Annotated in this window: 22 protein-coding genes and 3 pseudogenes; 7 read left to right on the top strand and 18 right to left on the bottom strand. The window is 61.9% G+C overall.

The genetic code is table 11. The annotated features are described in order from the left end of the window. Positions 1 to 63: 63 nt before the first annotated feature. The 8 genes from GHK62_RS14350 to GHK62_RS14315 form a co-directional block, all read right to left on the bottom strand. On the bottom strand, positions 64 to 261 hold the full coding sequence (locus tag GHK62_RS14350) for a heavy-metal-associated domain-containing protein (RefSeq protein ID WP_153439827.1): 198 nt from the start codon (positions 259 to 261) through the stop codon (positions 64 to 66). A gap of 231 nt (positions 262 to 492) precedes the next feature. Next, positions 493 to 828, bottom strand: coding sequence for a cupin domain-containing protein (locus GHK62_RS14345; RefSeq protein WP_153439826.1), 336 nt, complete (start codon positions 826 to 828; stop codon positions 493 to 495). A gap of 10 nt (positions 829 to 838) precedes the next feature. Further along, a complete protein-coding gene (gene kduD / locus GHK62_RS14340; protein WP_153439825.1) occupies positions 839 to 1,603 on the bottom strand; it encodes a 2-dehydro-3-deoxy-D-gluconate 5-dehydrogenase KduD in 765 nt (254 codons plus the stop codon). Beyond that, on the bottom strand, positions 1,600 to 2,448 hold the full coding sequence (gene kduI, locus GHK62_RS14335) for a 5-dehydro-4-deoxy-D-glucuronate isomerase (RefSeq protein WP_153439824.1): 849 nt from the start codon (positions 2,446 to 2,448) through the stop codon (positions 1,600 to 1,602). Before kduI ends, kduD begins: the two co-directional genes overlap by 4 nt. Before the next feature lie 32 nt (positions 2,449 to 2,480). Continuing rightward, positions 2,481 to 3,242, bottom strand: a complete 762-nt coding sequence (locus GHK62_RS14330; protein WP_167528249.1) for a FadR/GntR family transcriptional regulator — start codon at positions 3,240 to 3,242, stop codon at positions 2,481 to 2,483. Positions 3,243 to 3,249: 7 nt separating this feature from the next. Next, positions 3,250 to 4,533, bottom strand: coding sequence for a TRAP transporter large permease (locus tag GHK62_RS14325; protein WP_153439823.1), 1,284 nt, complete (start codon positions 4,531 to 4,533; stop codon positions 3,250 to 3,252). 4 nt (positions 4,534 to 4,537) lie between these two features. Beyond that, positions 4,538 to 5,098, bottom strand: coding sequence for a TRAP transporter small permease (locus tag GHK62_RS14320; protein WP_327791020.1), 561 nt, complete (start codon positions 5,096 to 5,098; stop codon positions 4,538 to 4,540). A gap of 105 nt (positions 5,099 to 5,203) precedes the next feature. After that, positions 5,204 to 6,181 (bottom strand): TRAP transporter substrate-binding protein, encoded by a 978-nt coding sequence (locus GHK62_RS14315; protein ID WP_153439821.1) that lies wholly within the window; start codon positions 6,179 to 6,181, stop codon positions 5,204 to 5,206. A gap of 417 nt (positions 6,182 to 6,598) precedes the next feature. Here GHK62_RS14315 and GHK62_RS14310 point away from each other — a divergent pair, with 417 nt between their 5' ends. After that, positions 6,599 to 7,618, top strand: coding sequence for a Gfo/Idh/MocA family protein (locus tag GHK62_RS14310; RefSeq protein WP_153439820.1), 1,020 nt, complete (start codon positions 6,599 to 6,601; stop codon positions 7,616 to 7,618). Between the two features lie 11 nt (positions 7,619 to 7,629). On the opposite strand, the gene GHK62_RS14305 is transcribed toward GHK62_RS14310, so the two are convergent. The 5 genes from GHK62_RS14305 to argE form a co-directional block, all read right to left on the bottom strand. Further along, positions 7,630 to 7,866, bottom strand: coding sequence for a hypothetical protein (locus GHK62_RS14305; protein WP_153439819.1), 237 nt, complete (start codon positions 7,864 to 7,866; stop codon positions 7,630 to 7,632). Between the two features lie 56 nt (positions 7,867 to 7,922). Continuing rightward, positions 7,923 to 9,422 (bottom strand): complex I NDUFA9 subunit family protein, encoded by a 1,500-nt coding sequence (locus GHK62_RS35005; protein ID WP_327791019.1) that lies wholly within the window; start codon positions 9,420 to 9,422, stop codon positions 7,923 to 7,925. A 76-nt stretch (positions 9,423 to 9,498) separates the two neighbouring features. Next, on the bottom strand, positions 9,499 to 9,852 hold the full coding sequence (locus GHK62_RS14295) for a cupin domain-containing protein (protein ID WP_153439818.1): 354 nt from the start codon (positions 9,850 to 9,852) through the stop codon (positions 9,499 to 9,501). Between the two features lie 122 nt (positions 9,853 to 9,974). Then, positions 9,975 to 10,898: a 2-hydroxyacid dehydrogenase gene (locus GHK62_RS14290; RefSeq protein ID WP_153439817.1), complete on the bottom strand. Its 924-nt coding sequence runs from the start codon at positions 10,896 to 10,898 to the stop codon at positions 9,975 to 9,977. A 22-nt stretch (positions 10,899 to 10,920) separates the two neighbouring features. Then, the gene (gene argE, locus GHK62_RS14285) at positions 10,921 to 12,045 is read right to left on the bottom strand and encodes an acetylornithine deacetylase (protein ID WP_153439816.1); all 1,125 of its coding nucleotides are present in this window, start codon (positions 12,043 to 12,045) and stop codon (positions 10,921 to 10,923) included. A 329-nt stretch (positions 12,046 to 12,374) separates the two neighbouring features. On the opposite strand from argE, the gene GHK62_RS14280 reads away from it, so the two are divergent. From GHK62_RS14280 to GHK62_RS14265, 4 genes and pseudogenes are all read left to right on the top strand, one after another. Beyond that, complete coding sequence (locus tag GHK62_RS14280; RefSeq protein ID WP_184108596.1) at positions 12,375 to 13,268, top strand: GNAT family N-acetyltransferase; 894 nt, start codon at positions 12,375 to 12,377, stop codon at positions 13,266 to 13,268. Positions 13,269 to 13,615: 347 nt separating this feature from the next. Next, a pseudogene (locus GHK62_RS14275) lies at positions 13,616 to 14,252 on the top strand (hypothetical protein); the annotation flags it as partial. Between the two features lie 168 nt (positions 14,253 to 14,420). After that, the gene (locus GHK62_RS14270) at positions 14,421 to 14,810 is read left to right on the top strand and encodes an antitoxin Xre/MbcA/ParS toxin-binding domain-containing protein (RefSeq protein WP_153439815.1); all 390 of its coding nucleotides are present in this window, start codon (positions 14,421 to 14,423) and stop codon (positions 14,808 to 14,810) included. Further along, positions 14,807 to 15,325, top strand: coding sequence for an RES family NAD+ phosphorylase (locus tag GHK62_RS14265; RefSeq protein ID WP_153439814.1), 519 nt, complete (start codon positions 14,807 to 14,809; stop codon positions 15,323 to 15,325). Before GHK62_RS14270 ends, GHK62_RS14265 begins: the two co-directional genes overlap by 4 nt. 480 nt (positions 15,326 to 15,805) lie before the next feature. Here the strand turns inward: GHK62_RS14265 and GHK62_RS34295 are convergent. The 3 genes and pseudogenes from GHK62_RS34295 to GHK62_RS14240 form a co-directional block, all read right to left on the bottom strand. Beyond that, a pseudogene (locus tag GHK62_RS34295) lies at positions 15,806 to 16,974 on the bottom strand (tyrosine-type recombinase/integrase). Between the two features lie 280 nt (positions 16,975 to 17,254). Beyond that, positions 17,255 to 17,683, bottom strand: a complete 429-nt coding sequence (locus GHK62_RS14245) for a type II toxin-antitoxin system VapC family toxin (RefSeq protein WP_184108595.1) — start codon at positions 17,681 to 17,683, stop codon at positions 17,255 to 17,257. Next, on the bottom strand, positions 17,680 to 17,928 hold the full coding sequence (locus GHK62_RS14240; protein ID WP_081161415.1) for a FitA-like ribbon-helix-helix domain-containing protein: 249 nt from the start codon (positions 17,926 to 17,928) through the stop codon (positions 17,680 to 17,682). Before GHK62_RS14240 ends, GHK62_RS14245 begins: the two co-directional genes overlap by 4 nt. Positions 17,929 to 18,117: 189 nt before the next feature. Between GHK62_RS14240 and GHK62_RS35225 the strand changes: the two are divergent. Beyond that, positions 18,118 to 18,327, top strand: a pseudogene (locus GHK62_RS35225) (GSU2403 family nucleotidyltransferase fold protein); the annotation flags it as partial. A 378-nt stretch (positions 18,328 to 18,705) separates the two neighbouring features. Here GHK62_RS35225 and GHK62_RS14230 read toward each other — a convergent pair. Continuing rightward, positions 18,706 to 19,377 carry an HdeD family acid-resistance protein gene (locus tag GHK62_RS14230; protein ID WP_380786710.1) on the bottom strand — a complete coding sequence of 224 codons (672 nt, stop codon included), beginning with the start codon at positions 19,375 to 19,377 and terminating at the stop codon, positions 18,706 to 18,708. A 241-nt stretch (positions 19,378 to 19,618) separates the two neighbouring features. Beyond that, complete coding sequence (locus tag GHK62_RS14225) at positions 19,619 to 19,909, bottom strand: glycine zipper 2TM domain-containing protein (protein WP_153439812.1); 291 nt, start codon at positions 19,907 to 19,909, stop codon at positions 19,619 to 19,621. 455 nt (positions 19,910 to 20,364) lie between these two features. Between GHK62_RS14225 and gltS the strand changes: the two genes are divergently transcribed. Further along, positions 20,365 to 21,570, top strand: coding sequence for a sodium/glutamate symporter (gene gltS, locus GHK62_RS14220; protein ID WP_153439811.1), 1,206 nt, complete (start codon positions 20,365 to 20,367; stop codon positions 21,568 to 21,570). The last annotated feature ends 21 nt before the right edge of the window (positions 21,571 to 21,591 follow it).

Genomic DNA, 21,591 nt, shown 5'->3' with positions numbered 1-21,591 from the left:
ATCGGAGGTCGGCTAGCACCCAGCCATGGTTGCGCGCTAAGCGGCCGGCCAATCGGCCGAACGCTACAGCGGCAGACTGTCGTAGCCGGCGGTCTTCAAAGCCTCTACGATGACATCGCTGTCCGCCGTCGTTTCGACACGCACTTCCTTCGTCCCGAGGTTCGCTTCGACCTTGGCCACCGGATCGATGGCCCGGATCGCCTTTTCGATGGTGCCGACACAGTGGCCGCAGCTCATCTCGTCGATCTTGTAGCGTTGCATGCTCGTCTCCTTTGGCTTCGTGATGGAAAGAACATGGGGCTTCCCATCGTTGGAAGGTCAAGGGCCCATCGTATGTCCTGGGTGACGGAACCAAAATTTGATGGGGCAAAGCTATTGCATGTTTCTTAAATCGTAGGCGATTCAAGAAAACAAAACATGCAGCAGTTCAATGATAGGACGCGCGGCGCCGTAGGAACGACGAAGCGCGAGCCGGCGCCAGCGTTCAGTGTCCTATTTCAGGAAATCGGCGCGATGGGGCGTAAAGCTGTCAATGAGGCGGCCTGCCTCCAGCGCCACGACGCCATGGACCACACCCGAAGGCGCGATGAAGCTGTCGCCGGCGGAAAGGACCGCGCTGTGTCCGCCGACGATGACTTCGAACCTGCCTTCCGCCACATAGCTCGCCTGAACGTGCGGGTGCGAGTGCGGCGCGCCGATGCTGCCCTTTTCGAAGGCGAATTCGACCATCATCAGCTCGTCCGTGTGGAGGATCACCCGGCGGCGGTTGCCCTGTCCAAGATCGATCCATTCACCTTCATTGCCGCGGGCGAAAAGTCTCGTATCCATCTCTGTCTCCTCATCGCGCGAGCCAGCCGCCGTCCACCGGGATGACGGCGCCATGCATATAGTCCGATGCCGGGGCGAGCAGGAACACCGTCGCATCGCCGATGTCATCCGGGGTGCCCCAGCGTCCGGCCGGAATGCGCTCCAGAATGGCGGCGCTGCGCTTGCCGTCGGCACGGAGCGCCTCGGTGTTGTTGGTGATGATGTAGCCGGGCGCCACCGCATTCACGTTGATGCCCTTGGCAGCCCATTCGCAGGCGAGAACCCTCGTGATGCCGAGCGCGCCATGCTTGGACGCGGTATAGGAAGCGACCCGTATTCCGCCCTGGAAGGAAAGCAGTGAAGCAATATTGACGATCTTGCCTCGTCTTTGCTCGGCGAGAAGGCGGCGGCCATAGGATTGGCTCAGGAAGAACAACGATCTGAGATTGATATCAACCACATCGTCCCAGTCGGCTTCGGTAAATTCCACCGCGTCTGCGCGGCGGATGATCCCGGCATTGTTGACCAGACCATCCACCGGACCATGTTCGCTCCACAGTCCATCGATCAGCGAGCGGGTCGCCTCCCGGTCCGAAAGGTCGGCATTGGCGGGAACGAAGCTTCCGCCGGCGTCAGTGACCTTTCCCGCGGTTTCGTCCATGGCTGAGCGGCCCACGCCGATCACGGTGCCGCCGGCGCGGGCGATCGCGACCGCGATTCCCTGCCCGATTCCCGTATTGGCACCGGTGACGACGATGCGGCGTCCGGCAAGGCTGAAGGCAGACGGCGCGCTCATCGGAGCGCCTCCATCGGCACCATATCCACATCGGTGTAGTCGACATTGTCGCCCGCCATCGCCCAGATGAAGGCGTAGCTCGACGTTCCGCAGCCGGAATGGATCGACCAGGGCGGCGAAAGCACCGCCTCCTCCTTTGCCATCAAAATATGGCGTGTCTCACTGGGCTCACCCATCAGATGCAGGACGCGCGCGCTCTCGGGCAGGTCGAAATAGAGATAGGCTTCCATGCGCCGGTCATGCACGTGGCAGGGCATGGTGTTCCAGACCGAGCCGGCGGCAAGCTGCGTCATGCCGACGACGAGCTGGCAGGTTTTTACCCCTTCCGGGTGGATGAACTGGAAGATCGAGCGTTCGTTCGAGGTGGCAGCACTGCCGAGATCGAGCCGTTTGGCATCGCCGATACGGATGTGGCGGCTTGGCAGCGCCTGGTGAGCGGGCGCGCTCAGCAGGTAAAACTTGGCAGGGGCGCCAGGGTCTTCGGACGAGAAAGTCACCTCTTCGCCCAAACCCGCGTAGGCCATGTCGCGCGGCTCCAATCGGAAGCTTTCGCCGCTCACTTCGACGCGGCCCGGGCCGCCGATATTGACGGCAATGAGCTCGCGCCGGTCGAGAAAGCGCGGTGTGCCGGTCGGACGGATGGTCTCGAGCGCCAAAGGCCCATCCACCGGCATCGCGCCGCCGACGATCATGCGGTCGTAGTGGCTGTAGGTGAGGACGATGCGGCCCGGCCGGAACAGCCCCGAAATGTGAAAGCTCGCGCGCAGCGCTTCGGTATCCATGCGCGCTGCGGCTGCCGGGTCAACTGCGTGACGGATGGTGTATTCGACATGGTTCGCGGTCATCGCTCACTGCCCTTGTATTGATGAAAAGGAGATCAAACCTTGCGCTTGGTCGTGCCCCATTCTGCCTGTTGGCCGCTCAGCCGGGCGCGATATCGCTGCTGGCTGGCGGTCAGATGGGCGCGCATGGCGGCGCGGGCAGCTTCGGGGTCGCTGGCGGAAATGGCCTTCAGGATCGCCAGATGCTCGCGCTGCAGGCTTTCCTGATATTCACGCGTCAGCACCCTGTCGGTACCCCAGGGCGAGGCGACGTCGCATGGGATCGCTCGCATGCCAAGGGCATCGAGAACCTCCACGTAGTAGGGGTTGTTGGTAGCGACCGCAATTGCTCGGTGGAAGGCGAAATCGCTCTTGCCGGTCGGCTCGCCGCGCTCGAGCATTCGGTCGAAGTCGAAGAAGGCCTCCTGGATCTGCGCCTCCTGGGCAGCATTCCGCCGGAGCGCAGCAAGGCCAGCACTTTCGATCTCGAGCCCCATCCGCACTTCGAGCACGTTCAGCGCGTGGGAGATCTTGTTGCCGGCATCGAGGCCGATCGAGCCGAAGGCAAGGGTCGGGTGTTCCTTGACGAAGACGCCGGCACCCTGCCGCGCCTCGACGAGGCCGTCGGCGGCAAGCGTTGCGATCGCCTCGCGGATTACGGTGCGGCTGACGCCGAAGACTTCCCGCATTCGGCTCTCCGTCGGCAGCTTTTCACCCGGCGGGATTTCGCCTTTCAGCACCTGCTGCCGGATCGCGCTCGCGACGCGCTCCGAAAGCTTCGGTTTGCGCTCCATCTTGAATTCGGCCAGTGAGCCCATGATGCGATTACCCTTTGAACACGCTCGGAAGCCAGAGTGAAAGGGCCGGAACATAGGTGACGAGCCCAAGCACAATCAACCCCGCCAGGTAGAAGGGCCAGATGCTGCGCATCGCCTCCCAGACGGAGATTTTTCCGACCGCACACGCCACGAACTGCACAGCGCCGACGGGTGGCGTGTTGAGCCCGATGCCGAAGTTCAGGATCATGATCACCCCGAAATGGACCGGATCGACGCCATAGGCCATCGCCACCGGCAGGAAGATGGGGGTGCAGATGATGATGGTCGGGCCCATGTCCATGAAGGTGCCGAGGAACAGCATCAGCACGTTGATCAGCAGGAGCACGATGATCGGATTGTCTGAGATCGTGTTCATCCAGTCGATCAGCGAGACAGGCACTCTCAGGAACGCCATCAGCCAGGAGAAGGCGGCGGCCATGCCGATGATGAGCAAGACCATGGCCGTCGTGCGCACGGCCCCGAAAGTGGAGTGGACGAAATCCTGCCAGGTCATTTGCCGGTAGACGAGGACGGTTACCGCGAGCGCGTAGAGGACGGCGATGCAGGAACTCTCGGTTGCCGTGAAGACGCCTGAACGGACACCCCCGAAGATGATGGCGATGAGCATGAGGCCCGGAATCGACACCATGAGGTAGCGGCCAACTCGGGCGAAGCCGGGAAAAGCCTCAGTCGGATAGCCGCGCCGGCGCGCCACGAAATAGGCGGTCACCATCAGCGCAGCCGCATAGAGCAGTCCGGGAAGAATACCGGCGGTGAAGAGGTCCGCGATCGAGATCTTTCCGCCCGCCGAGATCGAATAGATGATCATGTTGTGCGATGGGGGCAACATCAGAGCAATCAACGCCGCCATGGAGGTGACGTTGACCGCGTAGTCGGCGCCGTAACCGCGCTCCTTCATCTGGGGGATCATCAATCCGCCCACGGCCGCGGCCTCTGCAACCGCGGAGCCGGAAATGCCGCCGAACAGCGTCGCCGTGACGATGTTGACCTGTCCCAGCCCGCCGCGGACATGCCCGACCAGCGAGGCGGCGAAGGCGACGATCTTCTGGGCGATGCCGCCGCGCACCATCAGGTCGCCGGCGTAGATGAAGAAGGGAATGGCGAGCAGCGAAAACACGCTCATGCCGGAATTCAGCCGCTGGAAGATCACCAGCGGCGGCAGCCCCAGATAGAGCACGGTGGCGAAAGACGCAACGCCGAGGCAGAAGGCGATCGGCGTGCCGATCAGCATCAGCAGCGTGAATACGCCGAAGAGGATTATCATATCCATCGCATCACGCCTTTACGTTCGCGGTGTCGAGTTCGGCGGCGACCTCCGCCGGCGGCATTTCGTCGAGCAGGTCGTCGATGGGTTCGCCGGCAAGGCGCAGAACGATACGTTCCAGGGCAAACAGGCTGATGAGAACGCCGCCGGCAACCAGCGGCACGTAGTTCCACCCGCCGGAAATATGGAGCGAGGGCAGAATGGTGCCCCAAGTGAGGCCGACGAGCTCGATCCCGTACCAGATCATCCCGACGCCGAAAGCGAGGGCGACGAGATCCGAGATCATGCGCAGCCATTTCTTGCCGCTTTTCGGCACGACGTAGAGAAGCACGTCGAAACCGAGGTGATAGTTTTCCCGCACGCCGACGGCGGCGCCCAGGAAGATGAACCAGCTCATCAGCATGACGGCGCCGGGCTCGGTCCAGCTCGGCGAGTCATTCAGCACGTAGCGGCAGAACACCTGCCACGCGACGATGGCCGTCATCGCGACGAGGCCGGTGCCCGCGAGCCATAGCGAAAGCGTGCTCAGCCAGGACAGCGCGCGGCCTGTTTTCACCAATGTGGTAGACACGGTCGTCATTCCCTTCGAGGGGACAGGCAGGCATTTCGAAGTGCTAAAGCGATGTCTGCGCGTCTGGTAAGACGCGCGGCGCTGTATGCCTGCCCGTCGGTCTCGCTACTGAACCGCCTGAACGTCCTCGACCATCTTCTTCAGGACAGGGTCGGTGACGTGTTTTTCGTAGACCGGCTTCATGGCGTCGATGAAACCCTGCTTGTCGGGGGTGGTGATCTGCGCGCCGGCCGCCTCGATTTTCGCGCGCGATTCGTTCACCTTGGCCGCCCAGAGCTCGCGCTGCTTGGCGACGCTCTCCTTGGCAGACTGTTTGAAGAGTTCCTGGTCTTCCGGAGTAAGCTTGTCGAAGACGGCCTTGTTCATCACGAACACTTCCGGAAGGATAGTGTGCTCGTCGAGCGAGAAGTTCTTGGCTACCTCGAAATGCTTGGCGGTGTCATAACTCGGGAAGTTGTTCTCCGCGCCGTCGATGACGCCGGTTTCGATCGCGGAATAAACTTCGCCGTAGGGCATCGGTGTGGCGTTCGCCCCGAGCGCCGCAACCATGTCCACGAAGATGTCGGACTGGATGACGCGGAACTTGAGCCCCTTCATGTCGGCGACCGAATTGATCGGCTTCTGCTTGTTGTAGAAGGAGCGCGAGCCGGCGTCGTAATAGGCAAGCACGACCAGCCCGGCGCCTTCGAAGGCCGTCTTGATTTGGTCCCCGATCGCCCCGTCCATGACCTTGTGCATGTGCTCTTCCGAACGGAAAAGGTAGGGCAGCGCCGGAACAATCGATTCCTTCACCGTGCCGTTAAAGGGCGCCATCGAAACGCGGTTCAGCTCGATCACGCCGGAGCGGACCTGCTCGATGGTGTCCTTTTCCTCCCCCAACTGCGCGGAATGGTAAACCTCGACGGCATAGCGGCCGCCGGTGCGCTCCTTGACCAGTTCACCGAAATACTTGACCGCCTCGACCGTTGGATAGCCGTCCGGATGCGTGTCGGACGACCGCAGCACCGTCTGGGCACTGGCCGCACTGGTAATGAATGCAGCGGCAGTCAACAGACCCGCCGCCAGTTTGACTAGGTTTCTCATGCTCTCCTCCCGTTTTCGCATGAACAATTGATGTCTCAGAACCGGTACGCCATCATCGCGAGGCGAATTCGCAAGCCTGGTCCTCCCCCAAGCCGTGTTCCGCAACGCGGCGCGCCAGAAGTGCGCGGACTGCGCACAACGTGGTGACGCGCCGGTCACCCGCCTGCGCAAAGCAGCATTCTTCTCCCCGGAAGCAGAAGACTTGGGTCGATCGCCGCTTCCATTCCGGCCCGCTCCTCCATCAGGCTTGTTATGGCTAGATCTTGTAAATTATATTGTCAACATACAAAATTGAGCAGGTTGTATGATGAATTTCTTGCGCCCGGCGGTCTCCCAGCGTAGCCAGGGGCCGAAGATGACTGCTCGGGGAGGAATTCGTGTGTATGCTCCGGATCTTCGGCTAAGGGGGAGAGCAAGATGGCAAAGCTGCGTATTGGCGTGATCGGTCTCGGCATGGCGTCGGCGCCGCATGCTCAAAGCCTGCTCGACCTCAACGACAGGGTCGAGGTCGCTGCCGCTTTCAGCCCCACTGCGGCAAGGCGGAAAGCATTTTCGGATGCCTACGGTTTTGCAGTTTGTGACAAGGCCGAAACGATATTCGGTGACCCGTCGATAGCCGCCGTCATGATCCTGACGCCGCCCAACACCCATCTCGAGCTGGTGCGGAAGGCAGCTAAGGCGGGCAAGCATGTGCTTCTCGAAAAACCACTTGAGACCACGTGGGAGAACGCGGGAGCGCTCGTCGAGGCGGCGGAGCGCGCCGGCATAAAGCTCGGCATCGTGCTCCAGCACCGCTTCCGCCCTGTCAGCGAGGCGCTGGCAAAGCTGATCAATGAGGGGCGCCTCGGCGAGATCGTCAGCGCTTCGGCCCGCCTTCACAATTGGCGGCCACAAAACTATTACGACCAGCCGGGACGCGGCACGCGGGCTCGCGACGGCGGCGGCGTACTTCTCACCCAGGCGATCCACACACTCGATCTTTTGGTCTCGCTTGCCGGCCTTCCGGAGGAGGTCACAGCCTATGCGGCAACCAGCAAGGTGCACCGCATGGAGACCGAGGATCTGGCAATGGCGGCCATCCGCTTCGCGAATGGGGCGATCGGGGCGGTGAGTGCCACCACCTGCGCCTATCCCGGTTATCCGGACGAGATCGACATCATCGGCACGCGCGGCATGGCACGTCTCGGCGGGCGAAGCCTTACCGCCTTATTCCACGATGGCACTGAATTATTGATCGAAGACGAAATGGCTGGTCGTGCCGGCGCCGATCCCATGGCCTTCCCGCGCCACCATCATCGCGCGGTGCTCGCCGATTTTCTCGGTGCCGTCGAGGCTGGACGAGAGCCCCGGGTGAACGGGCGCGAGGCGCTAAAGGTCCACCGGCTTATCAACGCAATTCTCGCCGCCGCCGAAGGCGGGCAGCCGCAACGGCCCTGAAACGGCTTCCCTCAAGGCGCGCGGTCGGTGAGGGCGTCGGCTCCCTCCTGTTCGGCGCAATGCGCACAGCAGTAGATAGTGTCGCCCTGCTCGACGCCATGCCCGATGACCCGCACGCCGCAATGCGGACATGTCGGAGCAAGTTTCTGGACAGCGCACTCGAAACTGTCGAAGGTGTAGGTTCCATCCCCCATCTTCACCTGGAAAGTCTTGTCATATTCATTGCCGCACTGGTCGCATCTGGCCATGGTTGGAGTCCTCCTGTTCAGTCGGACCAACCTCGCAGGCAGCGTAAGGTTCCGGCTCAAGCGGCATGCTCGATCATTCGGATGACGTCCTCGATGCCGCGGGGCTGCATCTCGAGTTCTTTGAGGCCCGGCAGGTCCCTTGTCGCGACGTTGTCAAAACGCATGAGATCGACCTGATTGCGCGTCACGGGCGCGGCGGGCAGAAATTCCGAGGCCGTCGCCAATATGCTCCAGACGGCGAACGGCACAGGCACCGTCCTCACTCGCAGGTTGAGTTGCGCCGCGATCTCCCGGACGAGTTCCCGATACGAATAAATGCGCGGGCCGGCGCACTCGAAAATCGAAGCCTCCGCGGGATTCCGCCCCAGGGCCAAGCGGCTCACGGCTTCCGCGACGTCCTCAACATGAACCGGTTGCACGCGAGTGCTGCCTTCGCCGAACAACGGATAGATCGGCAGGAGGCGTACCAACCTTGCGATCGTTGTGATGAACGCGTCATCGGGTCCGGTCATCACAGCGGGACGGACGATCACCGCGCCTGGAAACGCCGCCTTTACCGCCTCCTCGCCGCGTCCCCGGGCGCGAATGTAGGGCGAACGGGATGTCGCGTTCGCTCCAATGCCCGAAATCTGGATGAACCTCTCGACGCCTGCATCCCGTGAAGCGGCCGCCAAATCGGCCGCGGCTTCTACATGGACACGCTCGAAGGTCTGCTCACCGCGCTCGACATAAAGGCTGACCGCATTCACGACCGCGCGAGATCCAGCCACGGCAGAGGCCATCGAGGATGGATCCAATATGTCCGCCTCGACCTGCAGAGATTGTCTCTCGCCGGATGCGTCATCCACTTTGTTCTTGCGCGGATGACGCGAGACGGCGCGTACAACGACAGCCTTTTCCAGAAGCCTGCTCACGATCCGCCGTCCAAGGAAGCCCGTTCCGCCGAACACCGTGACAGGGCTCTCATCGACTGGATCGTTTGGACCTGGTTGGTTGATCATCTTCGCTGTCCAAGGCTTGGCAACACGTCGCCGGTCGCGTTTTGCGCGTTGGGGACATGCTTTTCCCAACTCAACACCGGTCAGGAGGCGATGTTCCGCGGGACGCTGCTCTTCGAACGGTCTCCACAGCAGTCGCGCGATCGTGAATGATCGGCTCCCATTCCCGGCATTGCCGGAAGTACTCGGTGGTAACGTAATATTGCGACCGCAGCTGCAGGGAGGTTGGTTATGCGCAGCCTCATTCGTATCGCCTTTATTGCCGCCGGCCTTGCCGCCATCTCGGCTTTCGCGCAGGAGCGCCAGGTCTACGACCTGCCGCAGGGCGCGCACCCCCATGATGTCGCACCCGCGCCGGATGGAAGCGTCTGGTACACAGCCCAGCAGCAGGGGGCGCTTGGCATCCTTGATACTGAGACGGGTAAGGTCCGACAAGTGCCGCTCGGCGAAGGCTCCAGCCCACATGCTGTCATCCAGGGCCCCGGATGGCGCTGCGTGGATCACCGACAGCGGCCTCAATGCCGTCGTGCGCTTCGACCCCAAGGCCGAGAAGACCACGGTCTGGGCGCTGCCGCAGGACACCGCTTACGCTAATCTCAATACGGGCGCCTTCGATCACGACGGTATCTTCTGGTCACATCACGGTCACGTAGATCTTGCGCACGGTCTCGATGGTCTTCCAGATGCCGACGAAGCCCGGCTTCATGACGAAGCTGTCGCCGCTCTTGTAGACGACCGGCTCCCCGTTTTCCGGCGTGAGTTCGACGACGCCGGAAAGGATATGGCAGAACTCGAAGGTCTCGCCCTTGATCGAGCGCGTCTCGCCCGGCGTCGCTTCCCAGACGCCTGTATGGATCATCTCGCCACGGGCGACGTCCTGGGCCCAGGTCTTGAAGGCAGGATTGCCGGAGATCAGACGTTCGGGGAGCGGGCTGGACTCGCGCGGCGCGAAGGAGGGGTTGGTGTCGATGGTTTTCAAGAGCGACATGGTTTTCCTTTCCTGGGTTTAGAACTTGATGCCTTGTCGCCCGAAGGTGTGTTGCGGTCTCGGGATAACGACATGCATGAAAAAAGACGTGGAGCGTAACGCGTGGCTCCGATTGGTCCGCTTCAGTAGCCGCGACCGCGGTTGACCAGCCCGAACGGCTCGAGACCCGACCGATGCCGTTTGATGTTCTCAATCACGGCCTTCGCGGCACTTTCCGGCTGGGTGATGCTCGCGATGTGTGGCGTCAGCAGGATCTTCGGGTGGCCCCAGAAGGGATGACCCGCCGGCAGCGGTTCGGGGTCGGTGACATCGATCACGGCCCCGGAGAGGTGGCCGCTGTCGAGCGCCTGGAGGAGTGCCTGATCGTCGAGTTGCGGTCCGCGCCCGACATGGACGAGTGCCGCACCGGCCGGGAGCTTGGCGAAAAGTTGGGCATTTAGCAGGCCACGCGTCTCGTCGGTGAGTGGCAGCAGGCAGATGAGAATGTCGGTCGAGCCCAGAAGCGCATCAAGACCGTTCCGGCCGTTCAGGCATCTCACGCCTTCGATTTCGTGTGGGCTGCGGCTCCAGCCGGAGAGCGGAAAGCCGAAAGGCATCAGCCGATCGAGTACCGCAGTTCCAAGCATGCCGAGGCCGAGCACGCCGACGCGGCGTTCGGCCGCCTGGACCGGCGCAATGGCCTGCCAATTCTCGCCTCGCTGCCGCACGAGATAGGCTGGCAGGTTGCGGTGTAGCGCGAGCACGGCGAGCGCCACATATTCCTGCATCATCCGGATGATGCCATCCTCGACCATGCGCACCACCTGCACATGCGGCGGCACTGCATCGATGCGGAACTGGTCGACGCCGGCGCCGATCGAGAAGAGGATTTCAAGATTGCTGTAGCGCGAGAGATCTTCGGGAACTGTCCACGTGATCAGGTAGCGTACCGCTTCCGGATCGACCGCCGCCGGATCCGTGGCGAAAGGAATGTCCGGCAGTTCACGCGAAAACGCCTTGGCGAAGATTGCGCCACGTTTAGCGTCGGAATTGAAGAGGAAGGTCATCGCGCGTCTCCTTCTCGAAGCCTCAGGCGCGGCAATTTTCGCCGATCCGCTCGATCATCGCCTGACAGGCCAGGAGCTCATCGACGTGAATGAATTCGTCGGGCTTGTGGGCGCGGCCGATCTCGCCGGGGCCGCAGATGATCGCGTCGATGCCGGCCCGTTGGAAAAGTCCGGCTTCGGTGCCGTAGCTGACGGCCGGGAGAGACTCGAGGCCCGTCAATGCTTCAAGCAGCCGCGCGAGCGGTGCATCGGGACCGAGCGAAAGCGCCGGATAGGAGCTTAGCTCCTGCCATTCCACTTCGAAGCCTCGTTTCGACAGCGCCTCGGCGGCCTCTCGCACCGGCGCGAGCAGTTCCGCCGGATCGATGCCGGAAATCGCCCGTGCCTCGAACTCGGCCTCGGAAGTCTCCGGAATGATGTTGACCGCCTGGCCGCCCTTCACCGTGCCGATCTGCAGGGAAGAGTAGGGCGGCTCGAACACGTGCTCGAAGGGACCGCGAGCCAAGCGGTCGGCTTCTGCGACCGCGCAGGCAAGGACACCGGTGACAGCATGAACGGCATTCAGCCCCTGGTCGGGACGCGAAGAATGGCCGGAACGACCTTTGACGGTCAGTCTGGCGGCAGCCTTGCCCTTGTGGGCGCGGATCGCGCGCAAGCCGCTCGGCTCGCCGACGATCGCACCGAGCGGCCTCGCGCAGAGTTCCGGCAAGCGCGCGATCATATGCGGTACGCCGCGGCAGCCCGCCTCCTCATCGTAGGAGAAGGCGAGGTGCAGCGGCTGGCGAAGCGGCCTGGCGGCGAGCCTGGGAACGGCGGCGAGAACGGCGGCGAGGAAGCCCTTCATGTCGGTGGCGCCGCGCCCATGGAGCCGGCCCGCATCGGCGCGCAGGCAGAAGGGATCGCTCGTCCAGCCGGCTTCGGCCGCCGGAACGACGTCCATATGGCCGGAGAGAATATAGCCACGCGCCTCTTTTGGCCCGATAGTGGCGAAGATGTTGGACCGATCGCCCTCCGGACCGGGAAGGACATCCACTGCGATGCCGTGGTTTTCCAAATAGCCGCGGATCCAGGCCACGATGTCGTCGTTGGGTAGCCCCACGACGGAGCGAAAGCCGACGAGTTTCTCCAGGATTTCCGTTGCTTGCATCGGTGCCCTCACAACATGCCCGGCTTTCCGAGATCGATGCCATCGACCATGAATTCACAACGAAAGGTTTGATTTCGATGCGTCACCGCATGAGGTCACAGGCAAGCGAACGGCGGCACGCTTTCGATAGGTACCTTAGAAGCCTGTGAACGATTTACATGCTGAAAGCGCGTCGAATTCGGAGGATTGTTGCGCGGGCGATGCGCTCTCAAGCGAATCGTATCGAGCGTCAGGTCCTAATGTGAACAAGAAAAGCTTTCGCCGCGGCCTGGCTGGAACTGCATCGGCCAAGACGAAACGAAAACGAAAACAATGGCGGGAGGCACGGAGTGAACGCACCGGCAGCCGAATCTAAAGTGATCGACAGTTTCAAAATGCACGTGGCCGGAATCGAGAGCGCCGATCTCGAACAGTTGCACGCCTTATCCGTTTCCGTGGGGTGGCCCCTCCGTTCCGAGGATTTGCAGTTCCTGCGCGAGTGCGGCCACGGCTATGTCGCGCGTGATGAAATTGGCAGGCTCACAGGTTCGGCCATGTGGTTCCCGCACGGTGACGATTTCGCGACCATAGGCATGGTTATTACTTCACCGCGGCTGCAGACAAACGGCGCCGGGCGATGGCTGATGGACCACGTGCTTTCGGATTGCCAGGGACGCGATCTCAGGCTCAATGCGACGAGGGCCGCCCGCCGTCTTTATCATTCGCTCGGTTTCCAACCCGTGCGGACCATATACCAATGCCAGGGCATCGCCCGCCACCCGATCGACGTGATCACGCCATCGGAGCAGCCGGTGGTTCGGCGACTGAAAGAAGAGGACCTTGTCGCTGTCGTCGAGCTGGATGCAGGGGCATTCGGCGTTTCGAGGGCGGCGCTGATCGGCAAGCTCTTCGCACAATCCATAGGTTACGGGTTGTTTCGGGGCGGTCGGCTGTACGCTTTCGCGCTTTGCCGTCCTTTTGGAAGGGGTCATGTCATTGGCCCGGTCGTGGCAGAAACTGATGCGGACGCCATCGCAGTTATCCGGCAGCATGTCGCCGCCCACGAAAATCAGTTTCTGAGGCTCGACACACCGGTCGAGACCGGCACTTTCGCCACGTTCCTCTCACAATCCGGCCTGACCGTCTTCGACACGGTGCTCGCAATGTCCCGTCGAGGCAAAGGCCGCGCGGACGTGGTGCCAGGGTCAAACCTCTACGGCCTGGCAAGCCACGCCCTTGGCTGAGCCTTTACAGCTTCTACTACGGCAAGTTCATACCCGCGGGAGCCTCACCGCAACTTTGGTCCTCTATCGGATATCCCCGTTATGTCAGTCGAGCGCCCGCGCGGGCTCGAGCACGCGGCACAGGTTCGCTACAGCGCCGGGGCAGCGGTGGACCGTCCGGAAGCTGCCGAGATGTTCCAGGTGATCGATTGAGAAGCCAATACGCGCCACTCTCGAGTGGCGCGCGTGAGCGTCCCGCGTGCTTGCCGCGTCGGACAGAGGCTGCGGCGGCGAGCCATCTTCCACCCCACCAGCCCGGTTGTCGCGCAAGCGATCAGCCGGGCTTCTTCGTTTCAGGAGATTTGAGCATCAACACCATGATTTCCAGCCCGCGGCCGGTGTCGTCCGGCTTCAAGGTCGATATTTCCGCGGTGAACGCATCGGCCACATCTCGTCCGAATGGTTCTCGCGCCCCGACGATGAGCGCTACCTGTCGCTCACCGATCTTCATCGCGCGGTCAGCGTCAGAACAAATCGCGCCCGTGTTCGAACCGTTGAAAGTGCCGAGATCCGCGTGGAAGCCACCCGTGACAATGCCGAGCGCCTTACCTTGCTCGTTCCTTGCGGGCGTGAGCCGATGGCACCGACGCATTGGAGCTATGGCCAGCTTTGCAGCCTCGCCGGTGCGCCTGCGAGCTATATGCGGTAACTGCAGGCACCGCTGGCCGCGATCAATCTTCAGCACGGGCTCCTGAACCACAATGCCGAACTGGTCAAAACACTGGAGATGGATGACGGCCGCGTCGAGTTGCGGGCAGTGACCGGACCCGAATACGGGCACATCTGGGATAAAGATCCGGTTGCGCCCTCATGCCCTTCCACGACGAATGCGTTGCGGCACTGAATCGGCCGGTTTGAAGGGATCGGGGAGCGGCCGTGATGAGCATCGCCGGCATCGGAACCGGCGACACGATCTGGAAGGTGCCGGGCGTGCTCGACTGGTCGGACGTAGCGTCCGCTAGGCCAGGCCAATAGCCCACCGCTATGACCTGAACTCATTCGACCGTTTAATCGCGAGTTTGCCGGGAAGTAATCGAATGGCGGAGGGCTTGCCGAGGTAGCAGCTTCGCCATATATTTTGTACAATAAATGTGTTTATGGATATGGCGGAACATGGTTCAGGCTCAAAAGATCCACAACGATGGCGGACCGCTGATCCTGTCCTACATGGACAAGGGCGGAAAGATTGCTGTTCAGCAGGTCGCAGACGGCTTTGGCATGTCGAAAAAGCAGCTGGCCGAAACGGCCGGTCTCGCCCGCGAAACGCTTTACCGCCTGGAGCGCAGCCGCGGAACAAGGACGCAGAACCGTCTTCGCGAGATGCTCGAAATCATCAGCCGGGTCACTGATTGGGCCGGGGGCAAGGAGCAGGCCATGGCATGGTATCGCGCCCAGCCACTCCCGGCTTTTGGCGGCCGCACGGCAGAGGCGCTGGTGAAGGATGGCAAGGCGGCAGCTGTCAGAGATTACCTCGATCATATGGCCCTTGGGGGCTTTGCTTGAGGTTCGTTGAGACCTGCTACCGAGCACATGATCCACGCTGGGCATTCAAACCGACCTCGGGAGATGGCGCCGCCATCAGGGGCGCACGCTTCAATCCGAAAGGTGTGCCGGCGCTCTACCTCGCGCTCAGCATCATGACGGCGGTCAAGGAAGCCAATCAGGGCTTTGCGCATCGCATCGATCCCTGCGTGCTCTGCTCCTACGATATCGATTGCGAGGATGTGGCCGACCTGACCACGGAGGAGGGAAGGAGTGCATTTTCCGTCTCGATGGAGGAGATGGCTTGCAGCTGGGCCACAGCTCTTGCGGAAGGGAGGCGGCCCGCCTCCTGGGCGATTTATGATCGGCTGAGCTCGCGTGGCACCGTCGGCATTCTGGCGCCTAGCTTTGCGCCGGGCGCTAAGGAGGACGATCGAAACCTTGTCCTATGGATGTGGGGACCGGACCTCCCGCATCGGGTAATCGTGAACGACCCTAGCGGCCGGCTGCCCAAAGATCAGCTCTCCTGGAGGTAACTGGCGCGGCGCAACCGGTTCTCATTCGGCTGAAGCGTTTGTGCGTCCTCACGGTCGCGCAAGGAGCGAGGTCGGTTGCGTGTATGCAGCCTCGGACCTGGAGTTTTTGTTCGAGGCGAAGGCAGGCTTCACCGCCGCCCACCATCATTTCCACCATAGCTGATAAGGAGCGGTTGCCATGAAAACGGACAACGAAGAGCTGATCAGAAAAAGCGCCTATGAGCTGTGGGGAGAGCGCAGGATGACCGGAGCGAGACGGCCTGAAGCATTGGCTTGAGGCTACGCAAGATTTTCAGTCCACAAAGATGGATGAGGGCACAGCACCGGCCGTTTCTGTTGAAGCCGTTAAGCCCAAGGCGAAAATGACGCCGAAACTGGTGGCAAGAGCACAATCGGACAGCACGAGCCGGTGAAAAAGACGGCCGCTTCCGAAACGCCGGGCGGCAACAAGCGCAAACGGCCTGAGGGCCAATAGGCTGGTTAAATGATCAGCCGCGCCGCCCGGCCTTTGCGTTCAGCATTGTTGTAGTGGCGCGCCGCCTGCGCCACCGACTTGTGCAGTGCTTGCTGCATCGCCTCCGGCAGCGGAATGTCGCGGTTTGCCGCCTCGGTCAAAATAGCCGGATCTCAATCCATGCGCCGAAAACAGCGCCGGGTCGAGCCCGACCTGTTTGCAGCGGGCTTTTAGGATCAGGTTGACCGACTGCGGCGTCAGCGCCCGACGATCGAGGTTGCCCCACTGGTCGATGCGTCGGAACACCGGCCCCTCCTTAATCCCAGCTTCGGCCAGCCAGCGCTTCAATACGGTCACCGGCCGGCCGATCAAAAGCACATGTTCGTCGTCGTCGCTGGTCGTCGTTTTCGTGCGCCGAGGCGAATCGACAGGCAGGGCAGGGAAGGGGAGTTCTTGTCGGCCGGATCGGCCCGCACCGGTTCTTCGTCGACGAGATCCCCGACGCGCAATCCCGCCTCTTCGGAGCGGCGACGGCCGCCGGAGGCGAAGGCGGTCAGGAGAAGCGCGCGGTCACGCCGATCGACCAGCCGTTCGCTGGCACATGTGGCGAGCAATTGGACGAGAACATCACTGGTCACCGCTTGTCTGCTCTTCCTCTGGCGCGGACGATTGCTCGCCTTGACAGCCAGCCTCAGCGCGCTTTTCAGCGATGGCGCGGCGAATGCGCCGGCAAGCCCCGCCAGCGGGTGAGGATCGACCAGGTGGTCAGTCGCCGCCGCACCGTGCCGAGCGCGTGCGGGCCGTCGACCCGGAGCAGGCGTTCGGCCCCCAATCCGGCCTCGACCTCCGCCGGCATACCGTGGGCCGGATCCTCGCGGCGTTTCACTGGATCCCAGAGGTGATGGGCGACAAATTTCAGCAGCAGCGATTCCGGCGCCGGCCAGGGGAGGGAGGCTCTCGTCGCCAGCCGGCGCCAAGCCTCGAGATATCCGAGATCCGAGGCGAGCGCTCGGAGCGTGGTCTCTCCCATGCCTTCGGCGGCGAGATGTTTCAAGGTTTCGACATCGTCATCTGTGAGACGGCCGGCCAGCTGGTCGCGCCGGTCGAATGGAAGGATCTCGTCAAGCGCGTCGAGTTCGTCGGCGCGGCGGAGGACGGCTTGGCTGTTGGCACCCGGTGACTTACGATTGCCCAGGATTGACTCCGACGTTTTCCGGCGGATTTGAGAAAACTACGGATATCCCGTGTATTCCGCGAAAGGGAGTATTGCAATGACGTGGAACGACCGTCGCTGGCAGGCTAAGCGTGACCGTTGCGTAGAAGCAACCGTGACATTGAGCGACGATGAAATCGCTGCGATCGAGAAATCCGACATGGAGCCGGTCCTCGATCATTTCAACGTCGAACTGTTGAGTCCGGCTTCTCCCGACTGTGAGCCTACCGGCAACGTGCTCCCTTCGATCGGCGTCCCGAAATCACGGGAGCTGGTGGTTCCAGGGATTGATGATGGCAATGCCGGTGCCTTCGAAATCCGCGACATTGCGCGTTGCCAACGCCGCGCCGCGAGAACGGGCGATCGCGGCAATCTGTGCGTCGAACTGGCTGATAGGGCGGCCGGCCGTGCGCCGCTCCACGGCCAGCGTGGCATAGGCGTCTGCAGCCTCGCTGTCGAATGGCAAAATGCGCCCGGCAAGATCCTCGCCAAAGATCGGAACGATCGCCCCCTCGAGGTTGCGCCGGCGGCGTCCATCCGATAGAAGCCGCAGTCCGCAAAGGATCTCGGCTTCGGTGACGGTCGTGGTGAACACCGACGTCGGCGGCTGGTCGGCGAGCCACGCCTCGACAGCAGCGGACGGCGACGGCGTCAGCAATTCCGACAGCACGTTGGTGTCGAGGATGATCACGCAGAGAAGTCCGGCGCTTCACGGATCGCCTCGCGTGGGGGTGTTTCGAGCGTGATGCCGCCGGTCGGCGCGATGCGGGCGCGAATGGCGGCGGCGAGATTACCCGGTTGCCGTTCACTCGTCGACAGCGCAACGCGCAGGATGTCGCGGGCCTCGTCCTCCATTGAGCGACCGTGCGCGGCGGCGCGCAGCCTGAGCCGCTGCTTGAGGCTATCGTCGAGATTGCGGATCGTCATGCTGGCCATGGGAGCCTCCGTTAATCATTGATTGCATTTTAATCATTGATTGCAGCTGTTGCAATGCGTGCCTCCGGACGAGCGCCGTTGCAGATGCCCATGTCCTCACGCCAGTTTCCCGCCTTCAGCGACTCGAAAGCCATCACTATCGATGGCGCTCACCTTATTCAGGATCATTAGCCCCAACGGTGAAGGCGCCGCGTCGAATTCCTGACCACGAATCGCGGCAGGGACGAGTCCCTGGATAAGCCAGCAGACATGCCCGCCCTTGGTGGGGCAAGCGCACTGCCGCTGCGGTTCATGGATTTCCTGATCCGTGAGTCCGTCAGAACGGTATTTCTGTATGGAGCCGGTTGTCACGGTGCTGGTCCCCGTCCAGTGCGCTACGCTGTTCACAAGCTGATCGTGCGTCCCGTACGTACGCATAGGGTGGCTCAAGCGCGACAAGGACATTATGCAGGCCGGAAATCCTTGTCGAAGGCCTGCTGCAGACGAAAAGCGCGGGGCATCCGAGGAAGCCGATCAAGATCGGAGCCGCATGTCTATCCGACGAGCGGAAGGTATCGAGGCCGGGAGCCGGGGAATAGGAGAGGAGGCAGTCCCGCCGTTCTGAGAATCCATGGCAGTAGCAATAACCCTCGGGCGAGGGTTGGATACGGAACTCCGGCGGAAAGTCAGTGCCTCAGCTGCGCAAGCAGGGGCGGGGCTCGCCTGGTTCGAAGATTTGTGAGCTGACGAAGGCACCATTTATGAGAACCCAACTGAGTGACCATCGCGGCAATCAGGTTATGCCGGCGGTGGTGCCGCGTTGTCTTCACCTCTGTCCGGCCGAGGGAAATATGCAAATCTCAGCCACGCCACGCCATGCGCCAGGAAATCGGTCCCGAGCAAGAGCGCAAGGACCCAAAGAGCCATCTTTGGAAACCCGGCCAGGATGACCAACCCCGCGCCGGCGCCGAAGACTCCCGACAGCATCATGGTCCATCCTGCCTCACGCCAGTGGCTTATACTGAGCAGCATTCTGACGATGCCGGAGAAGATGAACAGCAGGCCGATCGCGTAGGTTTGAAACAGCTCGTGTGTGCGTGCAGACCGGGTTACGAAGGATGCCAGAACCTGTATCACGCTCGATCCGGCGACGTCGGCAAGTGCCAAGCCAAGAGCGATATAAAGAAATCCGAGCAGTGTCTGCCACGACAGGGCACCCCATTGTCTCGTCACGAAGGCGTGGACGATTTCGAATATACCGACCAGGATGGCAGCGGTTCCGATGAACGCCGGGGTAACGATCGGCGCAAATGCCGCATCCGCCAGGACGACCAATCCCGCCAGCAGCATGACGCCGCCCAGCACCACGCGAACCGAAGTCGGGGGGCTTCCCGGGGCGCCGCCTGCATTGCTCGGCATGGTCTCGTAAGATGCCATCGCTTCCTCGTGGCTCCCGCTGCTCGTTCCCACTGTGATGCTCCGATCAGCGGAGACGGCAAGAGTGTTCGAATACGCCACTGCATTATTGCTTAAATCGGAAGCGATTTCGGGACAAAGCCAAGCAGCAATTCAAAGTGCTACAGCGACCTTGGCGCGTCGGATTGGACGCGCGGTGATGCAGAGGGCGCCTCGTCGGTCCCTGGAGGCACTGAACGGCAATCCGCCCGTCATCCCGGATATGAGATTGCAGCGAGCGCGAGGCAGGACGGTCTTACCGGCACCGCGCGATGATGATCGTGCCGTCCGGTTGCCTGTATCTGCAGTTGCCACGATTGTAGGACGGGGTCGTCGCAGTCCCGACCGCAGCCCCCACAAGAGCTCCGCCGGCCGCACCGGCGACCGTGCTCGTGGTGTTTCCACCAATCACTTGGCCCGCGACCGCGCCGGTTCCAGCGCCGATCAGAGCTCCGCCCAAGCCGCGCTGGTTCTGTTCAGTGGCGCAGCCTGCGGCAAAGGCGGCCACAGTTGCAAGTGCGAGCGGGAGTACTATCCTTCGAGTCATGGCATGCTCCTTTGTGAGGGTGGCCAATCTCTGCAAGATCCGGCAATGCGTCGGGGGATGATGACACCAAACGGCGCTGTCGCGATGCTGAAGGTCCGCGGGAGCGTGGGGGCGCCTGCACTCTCCATGGAACGGAGCTTGGGCGCGGGCAGAGCGAACAGGAACAGCTTCTGCTCAGCTTTGGTCGCCATCACGCTACTCCCGGGTTGACCGATGCAGGGGGCGTCCGTGCCGGTTTTCGGACACCGATCAGATCTGGTATCGCTCGTGATGCCGGATGGACTTGTGGAACTTGCCTATGACTTGAAGCGATTATCCGCTTCTGACACCACTTCTGTAACATGCCTAGGCTGTCTGGCCGCAATGTTAACGTGTATTCCTCTAAATTCCTAGTGGGAATCGATTATCTGACCGCCGCAGGCAACCTTGAAGTGCGACCACATGGGGGGAAGAATATGCCGGTAGTGCAGGTACCCGCATTCCTGACGTTCACCCTATCGATCCTGGTTTTCTTCATCGGCAGCCGGCTGAACAGGTCGGTTCCGGCCCTTTCCCATTGGAACATTCCGGAGGCCGTGACCGGAGGGCTGATTTCCGCGTTTGTGACATTGATGGCATACGCATTCTTTGGCACGGAAATACGCTTTGCACTCGGCGCGCGTGATCTGCTGCTGTTGTACTTTTTCACCGGCGTCGGCTTGAACGCGCGGGTCTCCGACCTGATTGCCGGCGGGCGGCCGTTTCTCGTCCTTCTGGCGTTGACGCTCGTATTCCTTGTCATCCAGAGCGTGGTCGCTGTCGGCGGCACGGCGTTGCTCGGCCTGCCTGCCGGCTTCTCGATCCTGCTCGGCTCGGTTTCGCTTGTCGGCGGGCACGGCACCACCATTGCCTGGGCACCCACGATCTCCAGCCGCTTCGGGCTCGCCAATGCAATGGAAGTCGGCATTGCCAGTGCGACACTCGGGCTCGTGATCGCGAGCATTCTGGGCGGGCCGATTGCGCGTCACCTCATCTCCCGTAATGCGCTTCACGGGAAAATGGATGAGGAGTTGATCGTCGGGGTTTCCAACGAACAGGCCGATCGGCACGCTGACGAGGTGAGCTACCAGTCGGTGCTGCAAACGCTGCTTGTGATGAACATCGCGGTTATCGGCGGCTTCCTGCTGCACGAACTTGTCGTCGAGCTTGGTATAAAGCTCCCGCTTTTTGTCATCTGCATGTTTTTTGCAATCCTGTTGACCAACACGGTCCCGCTAGTCGCGCCGCGGCTGCCTTGGCCAACGAGGACGCGGCCGCTTTCGCTGATATCCGATCTGTCGCTGAACATTTTTCTAGCGATGTCGCTCATGAGCCTGCAGCTCTGGACGCTCAGAGGCCTCGGATTGTCGATTCTGGTGGTGCTGGCACTGCAGACGGTCACGGCGGTCGCCTACATTCTGTTCGTGGTTTTCCCGGCCATGGGGCGCAGCTACAACGCCGCGGTGATTTCGGCGGGCTTCACCGGTATCTCGCTCGGTGCGACCCCAACCGCGATTGCCAACATGGCCGCGGTGACGAAGACGCACGGCGCTGCGCCAATCGCCTTCATCATTCTGCCGCTGGTATCGGCATTCTTCATCGACATCGCCAACGCCGGCATCATCACGTTTATGGTGAGATAAGCCGCGCTGTAGGCGACGGTC

The organism is Sinorhizobium terangae, from assembly GCF_009601505.1.
Taxonomy (GTDB): domain Bacteria; phylum Pseudomonadota; class Alphaproteobacteria; order Rhizobiales; family Rhizobiaceae; genus Sinorhizobium; species Sinorhizobium terangae.
This window is presented reverse-complemented; position numbering and strand designations above follow the sequence as displayed.

Coding starts and splice junctions, on each gene's coding strand:
- GHK62_RS14350 (WP_153439827.1), bottom strand. CDS start 261: ATGCAACGCTACAAGATCGACGAGATGAGCTGCGGCCACTGTGTCGGC.
- GHK62_RS14345 (WP_153439826.1), bottom strand. CDS start 828: ATGGATACGAGACTTTTCGCCCGCGGCAATGAAGGTGAATGGATCGAT.
- kduD (WP_153439825.1), bottom strand. CDS start 1,603: ATGAGCGCGCCGTCTGCCTTCAGCCTTGCCGGACGCCGCATCGTCGTC.
- kduI (WP_153439824.1), bottom strand. CDS start 2,448: ATGACCGCGAACCATGTCGAATACACCATCCGTCACGCAGTTGACCCG.
- GHK62_RS14330 (WP_167528249.1), bottom strand. CDS start 3,242: ATGGGCTCACTGGCCGAATTCAAGATGGAGCGCAAACCGAAGCTTTCG.
- GHK62_RS14325 (WP_153439823.1), bottom strand. CDS start 4,533: ATGGATATGATAATCCTCTTCGGCGTATTCACGCTGCTGATGCTGATC.
- GHK62_RS14315 (WP_153439821.1), bottom strand. CDS start 6,181: ATGAGAAACCTAGTCAAACTGGCGGCGGGTCTGTTGACTGCCGCTGCA.
- GHK62_RS14310 (WP_153439820.1), top strand. CDS start 6,599: ATGGCAAAGCTGCGTATTGGCGTGATCGGTCTCGGCATGGCGTCGGCG.
- GHK62_RS14305 (WP_153439819.1), bottom strand. CDS start 7,866: ATGGCCAGATGCGACCAGTGCGGCAATGAATATGACAAGACTTTCCAG.
- GHK62_RS14295 (WP_153439818.1), bottom strand. CDS start 9,852: ATGTCGCTCTTGAAAACCATCGACACCAACCCCTCCTTCGCGCCGCGC.
- GHK62_RS14290 (WP_153439817.1), bottom strand. CDS start 10,898: ATGACCTTCCTCTTCAATTCCGACGCTAAACGTGGCGCAATCTTCGCC.
- argE (WP_153439816.1), bottom strand. CDS start 12,045: ATGCAAGCAACGGAAATCCTGGAGAAACTCGTCGGCTTTCGCTCCGTC.
- GHK62_RS14270 (WP_153439815.1), top strand. CDS start 14,421: ATGGTTCAGGCTCAAAAGATCCACAACGATGGCGGACCGCTGATCCTG.
- GHK62_RS14240 (WP_081161415.1), bottom strand. CDS start 17,928: ATGGCCAGCATGACGATCCGCAATCTCGACGATAGCCTCAAGCAGCGG.
- GHK62_RS14225 (WP_153439812.1), bottom strand. CDS start 19,909: ATGACTCGAAGGATAGTACTCCCGCTCGCACTTGCAACTGTGGCCGCC.
- gltS (WP_153439811.1), top strand. CDS start 20,365: ATGCCGGTAGTGCAGGTACCCGCATTCCTGACGTTCACCCTATCGATC.